This window comes from Pseudomonas sp. E6002 (genome assembly GCF_013385565.1).
Lineage (GTDB): Bacteria > Pseudomonadota > Gammaproteobacteria > Pseudomonadales > Pseudomonadaceae > Aquipseudomonas.
In genome coordinates this window covers 86,567-99,120 of the sequence record NZ_JACAPT010000044.1, presented here as the reverse complement: position 1 = coordinate 99,120, position 12,554 = coordinate 86,567, and the positions used below count along the sequence as shown (strand labels likewise).

Annotated in this window: 11 protein-coding genes; 4 read left to right on the top strand and 7 right to left on the bottom strand. The window is 62.3% G+C overall.

Going from position 1 to position 12,554, the window contains the following annotated elements; translation table 11 throughout:
• Window positions 1–19 precede the first annotated feature (19 nt).
• Window positions 20–820 carry an AraC family transcriptional regulator gene (locus HX815_RS28635; protein ID WP_003214430.1) on the bottom strand — a complete coding sequence of 267 codons (801 nt, stop codon included), beginning with the start codon at window positions 818–820 and terminating at the stop codon, window positions 20–22.
• A gap of 137 nt (window positions 821–957) precedes the next feature.
• Here HX815_RS28635 and HX815_RS28630 point away from each other — a divergent pair, with 137 nt between their 5' ends.
• On the top strand, window positions 958–1,596 hold the full coding sequence (locus tag HX815_RS28630; RefSeq protein WP_177029305.1) for a LysE family translocator: 639 nt from the start codon (window positions 958–960) through the stop codon (window positions 1,594–1,596).
• 43 nt (window positions 1,597–1,639) lie between these two features.
• Window positions 1,640–2,734 (top strand): D-alanine--D-alanine ligase, encoded by a 1,095-nt coding sequence (ddlA, locus tag HX815_RS28625; protein ID WP_008437490.1) that lies wholly within the window; start codon window positions 1,640–1,642, stop codon window positions 2,732–2,734.
• Window positions 2,735–2,959: 225 nt separating this feature from the next.
• Here ddlA and HX815_RS28620 read toward each other — a convergent pair whose 3' ends face one another.
• Both HX815_RS28620 and ggt read right to left on the bottom strand, forming a co-directional pair.
• Complete coding sequence (locus tag HX815_RS28620; RefSeq protein WP_177029304.1) at window positions 2,960–3,688, bottom strand: polyphenol oxidase family protein; 729 nt, start codon at window positions 3,686–3,688, stop codon at window positions 2,960–2,962.
• A gap of 23 nt (window positions 3,689–3,711) precedes the next feature.
• On the bottom strand, window positions 3,712–5,538 hold the full coding sequence (ggt, locus tag HX815_RS28615; RefSeq protein WP_102604727.1) for a gamma-glutamyltransferase: 1,827 nt from the start codon (window positions 5,536–5,538) through the stop codon (window positions 3,712–3,714).
• Between the two features lie 197 nt (window positions 5,539–5,735).
• Between ggt and HX815_RS28610 the strand changes: the two genes are divergently transcribed.
• Window positions 5,736–6,626 (top strand): bifunctional helix-turn-helix transcriptional regulator/GNAT family N-acetyltransferase, encoded by an 891-nt coding sequence (locus HX815_RS28610; protein ID WP_218169032.1) that lies wholly within the window; start codon window positions 5,736–5,738, stop codon window positions 6,624–6,626.
• Window positions 6,627–6,668: 42 nt separating this feature from the next.
• Here HX815_RS28610 and HX815_RS28605 read toward each other — a convergent pair whose 3' ends face one another.
• The 4 genes from HX815_RS28605 to rimJ form a co-directional block, all read right to left on the bottom strand.
• Complete coding sequence (locus HX815_RS28605) at window positions 6,669–9,077, bottom strand: TonB-dependent siderophore receptor (protein WP_087693778.1); 2,409 nt, start codon at window positions 9,075–9,077, stop codon at window positions 6,669–6,671.
• A gap of 75 nt (window positions 9,078–9,152) precedes the next feature.
• Window positions 9,153–10,097: a FecR domain-containing protein gene (locus HX815_RS28600; RefSeq protein ID WP_102368112.1), complete on the bottom strand. Its 945-nt coding sequence runs from the start codon at window positions 10,095–10,097 to the stop codon at window positions 9,153–9,155.
• On the bottom strand, window positions 10,094–10,609 hold the full coding sequence (locus tag HX815_RS28595; RefSeq protein WP_003217834.1) for a sigma-70 family RNA polymerase sigma factor: 516 nt from the start codon (window positions 10,607–10,609) through the stop codon (window positions 10,094–10,096). Before HX815_RS28595 ends, HX815_RS28600 begins: the two co-directional genes overlap by 4 nt.
• Before the next feature lie 33 nt (window positions 10,610–10,642).
• Window positions 10,643–11,227: a ribosomal protein S5-alanine N-acetyltransferase gene (rimJ, locus tag HX815_RS28590; protein ID WP_177029302.1), complete on the bottom strand. Its 585-nt coding sequence runs from the start codon at window positions 11,225–11,227 to the stop codon at window positions 10,643–10,645.
• 145 nt (window positions 11,228–11,372) lie between these two features.
• Between rimJ and HX815_RS28585 the strand changes: the two genes are divergently transcribed.
• Window positions 11,373–12,413: a DMT family transporter gene (locus HX815_RS28585; RefSeq protein ID WP_177029301.1), complete on the top strand. Its 1,041-nt coding sequence runs from the start codon at window positions 11,373–11,375 to the stop codon at window positions 12,411–12,413.
• Window positions 12,414–12,554: the final 141 nt, after the last annotated feature.

Below are 12,554 nucleotides of genomic sequence, written 5' to 3'. Positions count from 1 at the left end.
CGCATTTCAAGGCGGGATTTCAGCGCCCGAGCATCTTCACCCAGCGCGACGGCGGCATGCCGAAAGTGCTGCGGAACTGGCGGGTCATGTGGCTCTGGTCGGTGAAACCGGCGGTCAGTGCCGCATCCACCAGTGACTGGCCCTGGCCCAGCAAACTGCGCACCAGGTCCAGGCGACGCATGGTCAGGTAGCGATAGGGGCTGGTGCCAAACAACAACCGAAAATCCCGCGACAACGCCCAGCGGTCGCGGTTGGCGTATTCCGCCATTTCATCGAGGGTGATCGGCCGGCCCAAGGCGCTGTGGATAAATTCCCGCGCGCGTTCGGCGGCGCGGTAGTCGAAGGTCTTGCGATTCACCGTGATGCCCGACGCGTTATTCAGCGCCTGGGCCAGGTCAAACATCGCGTCCTGTTCCTGCAACGGATCGATCGGGCAATCCAGGCTTTGCAGCAACACTTCACTGGCGCGGTACAGCCACGGGTCGCTGGACAGTCCGCCGGGGATGAACGGCAACGGCTTGCCGCCCAGCACCTGCTGGATCAGCGCCGGCTCCACGTAAATCATCCGGTATTTGAAACCTTCCTCGCTGCCGGCCCAGCCGTCATGCACTTCATCGGGATGGATCACCATGGTCCGCCCCGGCAGGCTGTGGGTCATGCCGCCGCGATAGTGAAAGCTCTGCACACCGAACAGGGTACGGCCGATGGCATAGGTGTCGTGGCGATGGGGGTCGAAGCCAAACCCGGCAAAATACGCCTCGATGCGCTCCAGGCCACTGGCGTGGGGCGCGCGGTGCAGCCAGTCGATATTGGTCGCCATGATGAGTTGTCGCGCAAAGAGATGGAAATACGGTAACCCAGTCTGAATCCGCTGTCTGCCGGGGTCTTGTACGATTGTGCAGGGCGGGTACCGGGCATATGATCCTTATTCCTGCACTGCCCTCGGCGGAATCCCAAATGGAATTGTTCAATCCGGCCTACGCGGCTCCTCTGGTCTCGCTGGCCCTGCTCTGGACCGTCGCGGTCGTCACGCCCGGCCCGAACTTCTTCAACACCGCGCAACTGGCCGCCAGTTGTTCACGCCGCCATGGCGTGGTGGCGTCGGCTGGCGTGGCCACCGGCACCGTGATGTGGGGTCTGGCAGGCGGTTTGGGGATCAAGTCGCTGTTCACCGCAGCGCCCATGTTGTACCTGGCATTCAAAATCATCGGCGGCTGCTACCTGATCTACCTGGGGTTGAAACTGTTCCGGCGCTCGACACCATCGATGGCCCAGAACCTGCTGCCCGACGAACCTCGGCGTTCACTGTTCTCCGCCTGGCGCCTGGGTTTGCTGGGCAACCTGTCCAACCCCAAGGCGGCGCTGTTCGTCGCGACGATCTTTGCATCCACCATGCCCCAATCACCCTCGCCGACGCTGCTGACCCTGGCCGTGATCACCATGGCGACCTTGTCATTCAGTTGGTACTCCTGCGTGGCACTGGTGTTTTCCAGTGAGCGGATGGCCAACGTCTATGCCCGCTCGCGCAAGTGGCTGGACCGGTTTGCCGGCGGTTGTTACGTACTGTTCGGGGCCACGCTGGTAGCGAATCGCTGACGGCTCATGGTAAGAAGCCTTACTTTCAAACGTGAGGCCGATCATGAGCAAGCTGCGGGTAGGGATTATTTTTGGTGGCCGTTCGGCCGAGCACGAAGTGTCGCTGCAATCGGCGCGCAACATCGTCGATGCACTGGACCGTTCGCGCTTTGAGCCGATCCTGATCGGCATCGACAAGGCCGGCCACTGGCACCTCAACGACACCTCGGGCTTTCTGCTCAACGAAGAAAACCCGGCGCTGATCGCCCTCAATCAATCCAATCGTGAACTGGCCGTGGTGCCGGGCAAGGCCAGCCAGCAACTGGTGGAAACCGCCAGCCAGGCCTCGCTGGAACATGTCGATGTGATCTTCCCGATCGTCCACGGCACCCTCGGCGAAGACGGCTGCCTGCAAGGCCTGCTGCGCATGGCCGACTTGCCGTTTGTCGGCTCCGACGTGCTGGGCTCGGCGGTGTGCATGGACAAGGACATCAGCAAACGCCTGCTGCGCGATGCCGGGATTGCCGTGACGCCGTTCATTACCCTCAACCGTCGCACGGCGGCGCGAACCACCTTCGAACAAGCCCGGCAGAAACTCGGAGTGCCGATGTTCGTGAAACCGGCGAACCAGGGTTCGTCCGTGGGTGTGAGCAAGGTGGGCAGCGAGGCTGAATATCATGCCGCCGTAGAACTGGCCCTCGGGTTTGATGAAAAGGTGCTGGTGGAGTCGGCGGTCAAAGGCCGGGAAATCGAATGCGCCGTGTTGGGCAACGAGAATCCCATCGCCAGTGGTTGCGGCGAGATCGTGGTACGGGACGGTTTCTACTCCTACGACAGCAAATACATCGATGACCAGGCGGCCCAGGTGGTGGTGCCGGCGGATATCAGCGTTGAAGCCAGCGAGCGCATTCGTGCGTTGGCTATCGAAGCGTTCGAAACCCTGGGCTGTGCCGGGCTGGCGCGGGTGGATGTGTTTCTGACGGATGAGGGGGAGGTGCTGATCAACGAGATCAACTCGTTGCCGGGCTTTACGCGCATCAGCATGTATCCGAAATTATGGCAGGCGGCTGGCATGAGCTACAGCGAGCTGGTGAGCCGGTTGATCGAGCTGGCGCTGGAGCGGCATGCGGGGCGCAAGGGGTTGAAGATCAGCCGGTGATTTTTACGGCGTTAGACTTGGGAGCGCCGATTACTTTTTCATGAGCGCGACTCCATTGTGGCGAGGGAGCTTGCTCCCGTTGGGCTGCGCAGCAGCCCTGAAACTGAGTTTGGTGCTCTTGCTGAAAAAACGCATCAGCTCATTCTGGGGGCGCTTCGCACCCCAACGGGAGCAAGCTCCCTCGCCACAAATATGGTGTTGCCGGGGAGGTTGTATTCGGCCGCTTTATCGTTGCGTTTTTCGCGAAATCCACGAATACAACAACGTCTTGCGCTCCGTACTGTCATGGGTCCTTCGGCGGTAACTCGCAAATGCAGGCGAGGTGCAATACGTACACACCTCGCTCACTTCAACCTGCTCAGGTTTTATCCCTGCCGCCTCCAGCAAGATCAGCGCATACCGGCCCAAATCAAACCACGCACTCAACGCCTGCCTGGGTTCTGGCGGCTGAATCTCCGGTGCCAACAACGGCCCCGGCTGCTCAAACGTCCACGGCGCATTTCCATCCCGCCACAAATGCCCCTGACTCGCCTGCAACTGCGCCACAAACTCGCCACTCACCTCATAACAACACGGCTTGATCGACGGCCCGATCGCAATCCGCAACTGGTCCAACGCCACTCCCTCGGCGGTAAACCGTTGCATGGCATTGGCGATGATCCCGCCTTGCAGCCCCTTCCAGCCGCCATGAATCGCCGCGACAAAATCCCCGCTCTCCGAGGCCATCAGCAACGGTAGGCAATCGGCGGTGATCACCGCAATCGGCTGCACATCCCGGCTGAAAACCCCGTCAGCCTCCACCGTGTTGGGCGTAAGCTCCGGGTGCCATTCAATGGTCGTGGCGCTGTGCACCTGCTTGCAGATGAACACCTCGTCGGGCCGCAATGGATCGTCAATCGTACAAAACCCATGGTCGACGCCAGCCAGGGCGCCGAGGTTATTTGCCTTGTGCACGCGCAGCTCTCCAGTGAGTCAATTCAATCCCCCAGCGCTTCGCCTTCACGGCGTGGATCAGCCCCGCCGACCAACGACGCCTTGCCTTGCGCATCGCGCACCCGGACGATCGCCTGGGCGCCGCTGGTCATGTCGATTTCGCTCAGGGCGTGGCCCTTGTCCTTCAGTGCCTGTTTCAGCTGAGCACTGAACAACCCGGCTTCCAGCTCGGTCGCGCCGTTGCGGCTGCCGAAGTTGGGCAGGCCGACGGCCGCTTGCGGGTCGAGGTTCCAGTCGAGCATGGCCACCAGGGATTTGCTCACATATTCGATGATCTGCGAACCGCCCGGCGAACCCACCGTGGCCACCCACTCACCGCTCTGGCGATCAAACACCAGGGTCGGTGCCATCGACGAACGCGGGCGCTTGCCCGGCTCGATCCGGTTGGCCACCGGCTGGCCGTTCTCTTCGGGGATGAAGGAGAAGTCGGTCATCTGGTTATTCAGCAAAAAGCCCTGGACCATTACATGGGAACCGAATGCGGACTCCACCGTGGTGGTCATCGACACCGCGCCACCCACGTCATCCACTGCCACCACTTGCGAGGTGGAAATGCGCAACGGCGAGCGATCCGGCGCGTAGGCCACTTCAATTCCCGCAGGCTTGCCCGGCTTGGCGACGCCCATGCTGCGCTCACCAATCAATGCGGCACGGCCGGCCAGATAGTCCGGCGCGACCAGCCCGGCCACCGGCACCGGCACGTAGTCGGAATCCGCCACGTACTGGGCGCGGTCGGCATAGGCCAGGCGGTCGGCCTCGGCGATCAGATGCACCGCTTCAGGCACCGGTTCCAGGCCGGCCGGGGAGTCGTTCTTCACCGGCTTCAACAGCCCAAGCGTCATACGCGGGTCGCGGGTTTCCAGGGCCTGCAACGTGCCGAGGATCTGCGCAATGGCGATCCCGCCCGACGACGGCGGCGGCATGCCGCAGACTTTCCAGCGTTTGTAGTCGGTGCACAACGGCGCCCGCTCAACTGCGCTGTAGCCCTTGAGGTCGGTCAGCGTCAGGCTGCCGGCGTTGCTGTTGCCTTGTACCTTGCGGGTGATTTCGTCGGCAATCGGGCCGTAGTACAGCGCGTCCGGCCCTTCCTTGGCGATGCGCTTGAACACGTTGGCCAGCGCCGGGTTTTTCAGCAGCGTACCGGTGGCCTTCGGGCTGCCGTCGGCATTCAGGAAGTACGCGGTCATTTCCGGCGAGCGGCTGATGTAGCGGTCAGCGGCAATCAGGCTGTGCAGGCGCGCAGAGATCGGGAAACCCTCTTCGGCCAGGCGAATGGCCGGCTCAAACAGTTTGGCCCATTGCAGGTGGCCGGTCTTTTTATGGGCCATTTCCAGGGCACGCAACACCCCCGGGGTGGCCACCGAACGCCCGCCAATCTGCGCCTGCGGGAACGACATCGGCGTGCCATCGGCGTTGAGGAACAACCGCTCGGTAGCGCCCGCCGGTGCGGTTTCGCGACCGTCGTAGGCGTGCACCTGCTTGCCGTCCCACAGCATGATGAACGCGCCGCCGCCGATCCCGGAGGACTGCGGCTCCACCAGGGTCAGCACGGCCTGCATGGCAATCGCGGCGTCGATGGCCGAGCCGCCCTTGCGCAATATCTCGCGCCCGGCTTCGGCGGCCAGCGGGTTGGCGGCGGCGGCCATGTGGCGCTCGGCGTGGCGGGGGCTCATGTCGGTGCGATAGCCCGAGCCGAGCTCCGGGGCGGGCGGCAGTTCCGGCGCGGTGGCGCTGTGGCAGGCGGCGAGGGTGAGGGCGGCGGTGATCAGCGAGAGGGTGGTAAGGCGTTGGCGGCGAAAAATCGAAAACACGCGATGACTCCGTTCATTTGAGAATGATCTGTTGTCCGTGGGGAGGGAATGTACCTCAGTGGTTTGCAGGTTGGGAGATTGATCTGTATTTGGTTGTGCGGTACAACTATGTCCCTCATCATTCGGGCAAGAGGTTTCCCCCCGTGAACCGTTCCAAGCCAGACCTTATCGATCAGATCCGCTGTGCCTCGCGTCTTATGGTGCGAGAGCTGGGCTTCATGCAGCCGAAGTTGGCGGCCAGCAGTTACCCACCGTCATCGGTGCACACGATTGTTGAAATCGGCGAGCGTGGCGCGCTGACAGCGGTTGAACTGGTCATGTTGCTGGGGCTGGAAAAGTCGTCGGTGAGCCGCATGGTGCGCAAGCTGGTCGAGGCGGGCGAGCTGGAAGAGTTTGCCAACGAGGACGATGCCCGTTCGAAAAAGTTGCGGCTCACCACACGAGGCCAGAAGACGTTACGCGACATCGAAACGTTTGCCCGGCGCCAGGTGGGCGAGGCGATTGGCGACTTGTCCAGCGAACAGCAACAGGCCGTCAGCCGTGGGCTCGATCAATACGCCGCAGCCCTGCAAACCCAACGTACTGGCGCCCGGCAGCCGAGGCACTACCGCATTGCCCATGGCTACCGGCCAGGCATCATCGGGCGTATCGCGCAGATGCACGCCGAGTACTACGCCCAGCATGCGAATTTTGGCCAGCCGTTTGAAAGCCTGGTGGCGGCGGACATGGCCGAGTTGATGGGGCGCCTGGCCAACCCGCGCAACCAAGTCTGGGCAGTGCTGGACGCAGAGCAGATCGTCGGTTCGATCGCGATTGATGGCGAGGGCGAAAACGGCGAGGCGACCCTGCGCTGCTTCATCCTCGACCCGTCTGCCCACGGCCAGGGCTTGGGTAAACGGTTGTTGAAAGAGGCGCTGGATTTCTGTGACGGGCACCGGTTCCCGGCGGTGCGGCTGTGGACGTTCAAGGGCCTGGATGTGGCGCGCAAGCTCTATGAAAACGCGGGCTTTGTGCTGGAGTCGGAACAGGAGGGGCAGCAGTGGGGCAAATCGGTGGTGGAGCAGTGTTTTGTGCGGCACGCTGTTTGACGCAACAGCGCCCCACGTCACGGGGCGCTGGCGCCTGGCCGGTTAGAAGTCCCAGCGCGTGGTGAGCATCACGTTGCGCGGGGTGCCGTAATAGGCCGTGTTATAGAAGCCGATGTTGGTGTAGTACTGCTTGTCGAACAGGTTGTTGACGTTCAGCGTCGCGGAAAGATGTTCGCTGACCTGATACTTGGCCATCGCGTCCACCACCCAATACGCTTCCTGCGAGAACTCTTCGTTTTGCGCCTTGGGCCGGTTGTACACCACTTGCCAGCTTCTGCTCTGCCAGCGCGCGCCGCCGCCGACGGTCAGGCGGTCCAGCGGACCCTTGAGTTTGTACGAGGTGAAGAAACTGAGCTGGTCCTCCGGCTCCCAGGTCGAAGCCTTGTCGCCATGCTCATCCCGCAGGATCTTGTGGGTGTAGCCGGCCTGGGCCTGCCAGCCCGGCGCCAGCTCGCCGGACATCTCGGCCTCGAAACCCTTGGTTTTGGCCTTGATGCCTTTCTCGGCATACCCGAGGGATGGGTTGGTCGGCGCGGCGTTGTATTCGGCGTCCGGCTCCGCACGGTTGGTTTCGTGCACTTCGAAGTAGGCCATGCTGGTGTTGAGCCGGCCCTCGAAGAACTCACCCTTGAGGCCGGTCTCGTAGTTCTTGCCTTCATCCGGTTCCAGCAATTTGTTGTTGCGGTCGCGGCTGTAGGTCGTCGGCATGAAGATGTCGGTGTAGCTGGCATACGCGGTGAAGTTGTCGTTCAGGTCGTAGGTGACCCCGGCGTAGGGCACCAGCTTGCCGGTCTCGGTGGAGTCGTCTTCGCCACGCAATTTGTAGTTGGCCACGCGGCTGCCGAGGAACAGGTTCAGGTCATCCATGAGGTTGAAACGTGCGGCCATATAGCCTGCGGATTGTCGGGTCGTGGCATCGATGATCCGTGTCGGTTCACCCCAGTTCGGCTCCGGAGCGTTGCCATCGAAGTTCCAGAAATCGATCTCGTTGTTGCCCACATAAGTGGGGGCGCCGTAGTCCTTTCCGGTCCAGTGGGAGTTCGAGGCCGACGCGCCAATCACCAATTCATGGGTACGGCCCAGCAGGCTGAACGGACCGCTGGCGTAGACATCGCCCGAGTCGGCGCGGGTGTTGCCGGTGAACTTGTTCGCGTACAGGGACGACAGTCCGGTGGCGGGGAACGGGCCACTCATGATCGAGCCCAGGGGCGCGTCGTAGCCCATGAGTTGGTGGGTGTATTGGCCCTTGATCACCCAGCCATTGTCGAAGTTGTGTTCCAGGGTGGAGAACACGCTGCGGGAGTACTGCTCCCAGCGGCTCCACTTGGCGCCGTTGTTGTAGGAGCGTTTTACATCGATGCGGTTGCCGTTGCGATCGAACAGCGCACGGCTGCCGGACCAGCCCGAGCCTTGCGGGTCGCTGTCCAGGTAATCGAAACCGACGGTGAGCAGGGTGTCGTCGGTCAGGTCGGCTTCCAGCGTGCCGAAATACACATTGGTGCTGCGCTGGTAGTGGTCCATGAACGAGTGCTTGTCCTGGTACGCCGCCACCGCACGCCCGCGCACGTTGCCGCTGTCGGTCAGCGGGCCACTCACGTCGATCTGGGAACGATAGTTGTCCCAGCTGCCGGCGCCGAGTTCGACGCTGGCCTTGAAGTCCCGCGTGGGCTTTTTGCGGATCAGGTTGATCGTCGCGCCAGGGGCGCCGGCGCCGGTCAGCAGTCCGGTGGCACCCTTGAGGATTTCCACGCGGTCATAGATCGCCATGTCGCTGAGGGTCTGGCTGGACGAGTAGGCGGAGTTGCGCAGGGTCGGGATGCCGTCGTACTGGAAGTTTTCCACCGAGAAGCCGCGGGCGTAGTAATTGTTACGCTCGCTGTCGAAGGTCGACACGGTGATGCCCGGTGTATGGCGCATCACGTCGTCGATCGAAGTGAGCGCGAAGTCATCCATATGCTGGCGCGTGATCACGGTGATCGACTGCGGGGTTTCCCGTGGGGTCAGCACCATGCGCGTGGCGGTGGCGATGGTGCCCGGGGTGTAGGAACCGCTGCCCTCAGTGATGGTGCCCAACTGATTCGCGGTGATCTCTGTGGCACCCAGCGACAGCGCGCCGCCGGCCACCGGCAGGCTTTCCAGCTGGTAGCCATCGGCATTGCCGCGTGCTGCGAAGCCGGTGCCGGCCAGCACCTGCGCGAACCCGTCCTCCACGTTGTAGCTGCCGCGCACGCCGGGGCTGTCCAACCCGGCCACTTGTTGCGACAGGAACGAGATCGGCACGCCGGCGGCCTGGGCGTAACGCGTCAGCACGTCACCGAGTTTTCCGGGGGCGATGTCGAACGCCTGTACCTGCTGCTGCGCGTAGGCCAGGCCCGGCACCGCCAGGGGCAGGCAGCCAAGCAACAGTCGACTGGCCAGCAACAGGCCGCCGCGTGTGGGGGTTGAAGACATGTTATCGGTGCTCCTTTGGATGTTGGCCAAGGAAAGGACGCGGCAAAACCGAAAACACGCAACGGTGCGTAAGAATTATCCGGCGGGGGATTTCAGGCGCACACGTGTGAGCCACGGGGTGTAGGTGCTGACTTCAATCGGCAGGGTGCGTGTGAGCAGGCGCAATGCGCGGTCGCTGTCGTCCGTCGGCAGCATCACCGTCACCCGAATGCCTTGCAGCGCCTGGCGATCGAACATCAGCACACCCGGGCGATGCCGCGCCAGGCGCTCAAGTACATCCGCCAGCGGCTCGTCGTTGGCCAGCAACTGGTGGGCCGTCCAGGCTTGCTGCTGCGCTTGCACATCAACGCTTTTCGGCGTGCCGGGCCCGCTTGCATCCAGGCGCACCTGCTCGCCGGGGCCGAGGGTAATCGTATGCCCGGCACTGTCGATGCGGGTCGAGGATTCGAGCATCTTGACCACGGTGGCGGTGTCGCTGAGTTCGACGATAAAACGCGTGCCCAGGGCGCGAATGCTGCCCTGCGGGGTGTCGACATAAAACGGGCGCTGGGTGTCCTTGGCCACTGTTACCAGAATCTCACCATGCAGCAGTTGCACGCGGCGCTGGCTGGCGTCCAGGTGCAGGTTCACCGCAGAGCTGCCTTCCAGTTGCAGATCGCTGCCGTCGGCCAGCAGCGTCTGGCGCCATTGGCCACGGTCGGTGCTCAGGTCGGCGAACAGATAGCCACGTTGCTCGTACTGGTACGCCGGCACCCCCGCGAGCAGCAGGGCCAGGGCGAGACACTTGACCAGCGTTGCCCCTTGGCGAGGCTGCCGGGCCCGGCGCAATGCGGCACGGGCCGGGGCTTGTTTGAGAGGCAGCAAGTGGCCCTGAAGGCGGGCAATGGCTTGCGGGTGCTGCGGGTCGGCGGCCAGCCAGGCGCGAAACGCCTGTTCGTTGGCGGCATTGCCTTCGTGATCCAGCCGCACCAGCCATTCGGCGGCCTGGCGCAGCACAGCGTGGGGCAGAGGCTGGTTCATGGCTGGGCGCACGCATCGCACGCCAGCAAGGCTTCCACCAGATCGTTCTGTACTGTGCGCACCGAGACACCCAGGCGCTGGGCGATTTGCGCCTGGTCCAGGCCTTCGAGGTAACGCAGGATGAAGGTGTCGCGGATCCGCTTGTGCATGCGTGCCAAGGCCCGGTCGATCGCCTCAAGCATTTGCGCGGCTTGCAGGATCTGCTCCGGTGAAGGCGCCTGTTCAAGGTACGCGGCGCAGCGTTCGAGCTCTTCGCGGTAGGCCTGTTCCAGGCGTCGGCGGCGGCCATTGTCCATCAGCAACCGGCGCGCGATGGTGGCCAGATAAGCCCGTGGCTCACCCGGCGCCACGTAAGTACCCGATGCCAACAAGCGTACGAAAGTGTCTTGCGCCACGTCGGCCGCCTGATGGGAGCAATGCACACGACGCCGCAACCAGGTCAACAACCAGCCGTGGTAGCCGCGGTACAGCGCATCGAGCGTAGGAGCGTCGGTGGGCGAAGACAGCTTCATGAGAGAGAATCGTAAGTGAGAATTAATCCCATTCTAGTGGTTTAAAACTTCGGGCTGCAATAGACGGTCGCTTGCCGGATTGATCAGTGCCGTTAACACATGGTCCGCCCAGACCCCGTTGATCCTCAGATACGCCCGCGCCTCGCCCTCTTTTTCAAACCCCAGCCGTGCCAGCAGGCGCGCACTGCGCTCATTCTCTGGCCGGTAGTTGGCCATGATTCGGTGCAGCTGCATTTCATCGAATACATGGGCAATCGCCGCCGTCAGCGCTTCGTGCATCAAGCCTTGGCCTTGGGCGGATTCATCCAGGGCATAACCCAAGTGACAGGCCTGAAACGCACCGCGCACGATGTTGCTGAAGTTGCAGGCGCCGATGATTTGGTCCTGGCTGAATATCAGCAGGTGCAACGCTTCGCCGCTGGCGGTTTTGTCGGCCATGGCGTGGAGGCGTTCGGTGATGGCGTCCAGTTCAAAAAAGGCGTCGTCACGCGAAGGCTCCCAAGGCTGCAGAAAGGCGCGATTTTGCAGCAGGTACATTTGCAGGGCGCGAGCGTTGGAAGGGTGGGCGCCCAGCAGTAAGAGGCGGTCAGTGCTGATGCCGGTAGCGGGGAATGTCATGCGTCACCTTCTTGTGGTTTGCCAGCCGGGCTATCCTGCCGCTTCAGTCGTACAGAATCCAGCCAGGCTGGCATTCACATAATTCTTACCCGGGCACGGCTATGATGCTCGTCCTTATGCAATAAGCCTGACAGGGCGGCCCATTATGAATGTGAGCGTTCTCTACGCGTTGGCGGCGGCGGCGTTGTTCGGCGCCAGCACTCCGCTTGCCAAGCTCCTGGGGGTGGATACGCCGCCCATCCTGTTGGCCGGACTGCTCTATCTGGGCAGCGGCCTGGGCCTGGCCATCGTTCGGTTTGCTCGCGACCACGGCTGGAAACGGCCCGGCCTTGCAGCCGGAGAGTGGCCCTGGTTGATGGGCGCCATCGTCTTTGGGGGCGTGCTTGCGCCAGTGGCGCTCATGTATGGCCTCACCCGTACCGCGGGCGCCACCGCATCGCTGATGCTCAATCTTGAGTCGGTGCTCACGGCCGTGCTGGCGTGGGTCGTGTTCAAAGAGAACGCAGATCGCCGCATCGTGATCGGCATGATCGCTATTGTTCTGGGCGGGATCGTTTTGTCATGGCCGCAGGGGACGGCGACGGCTCATGATTGGACGGGGCCGCTGGCCGTGGCTTTCGCCTGTTTTTGTTGGGCCATCGACAATAACCTGACCCGTAAGGTCTCTGCCTCGGATGCGCTGTTTATCGCCGGCAGCAAAGGCTTGGCGGCGGGTGTGGTCAATTGCTGTTTGGCGTTGGCCATCGGGTCGCAACTGCCAGCGGTGGCCACGCTCGGGTCAACCATGGTGGTTGGGCTGCTTGGGTATGGCGTGAGTCTGGTGCTGTTTGTGCTCGCTCTGCGCGGGCTTGGCAGTGCGCGCACCGGCGCCTATTTTTCCACGGCTCCCTTCCTGGGCGCGGTCATCTCGATTTTGATCCTGGGCGAGTCGGTTTCGCTGATGTTCTTGCTCGCGGCCGCCTTGATGGCCATCGGGGTGTGGATTCATCTGATGGAACATCATGCGCACGAGCATCAGCACGATCCCCTCACACACGGTCATCGCCATACACACGATGAGCACCACCAGCATGTGCATAACTTTGCGTGGGACGGTACCGAGCCACATAGTCATGCCCATGAGCACGCACCGATCCAGCACAGTCATGCACATTTTCCCGATGTGCACCATCGGCATAAACACTGACGTCTGTGGGGCAATAGGGCGGTTTACTTTTCTTCAGGCATAAAAAAACGGCCTACCTTTCGGTAAGCCGTTTTTAGTACTTGGTGGTACACAGTCATTTGAACCACAACCCTAACTTTTTGTATTTTATATATTTATTTT

Bases quoted from the DNA above. Each gene is read 5' to 3' on its own strand.
- HX815_RS28635 (WP_003214430.1), bottom strand. From the start codon at position 820: ATGGCGACCAATATCGACTGGCTGCACCGCGCGCCCCACGCCAGTGGC.
- HX815_RS28630 (WP_177029305.1), top strand. From the start codon at position 958: ATGGAATTGTTCAATCCGGCCTACGCGGCTCCTCTGGTCTCGCTGGCC.
- ddlA (WP_008437490.1), top strand. From the start codon at position 1,640: ATGAGCAAGCTGCGGGTAGGGATTATTTTTGGTGGCCGTTCGGCCGAG.
- HX815_RS28610 (WP_218169032.1), top strand. From the start codon at position 5,736: ATGGTGCGAGAGCTGGGCTTCATGCAGCCGAAGTTGGCGGCCAGCAGT.
- HX815_RS28605 (WP_087693778.1), bottom strand. From the start codon at position 9,077: ATGTCTTCAACCCCCACACGCGGCGGCCTGTTGCTGGCCAGTCGACTG.
- HX815_RS28600 (WP_102368112.1), bottom strand. From the start codon at position 10,097: ATGAACCAGCCTCTGCCCCACGCTGTGCTGCGCCAGGCCGCCGAATGG.
- HX815_RS28595 (WP_003217834.1), bottom strand. From the start codon at position 10,609: ATGAAGCTGTCTTCGCCCACCGACGCTCCTACGCTCGATGCGCTGTAC.
- rimJ (WP_177029302.1), bottom strand. From the start codon at position 11,227: ATGACATTCCCCGCTACCGGCATCAGCACTGACCGCCTCTTACTGCTG.
- HX815_RS28585 (WP_177029301.1), top strand. From the start codon at position 11,373: ATGAATGTGAGCGTTCTCTACGCGTTGGCGGCGGCGGCGTTGTTCGGC.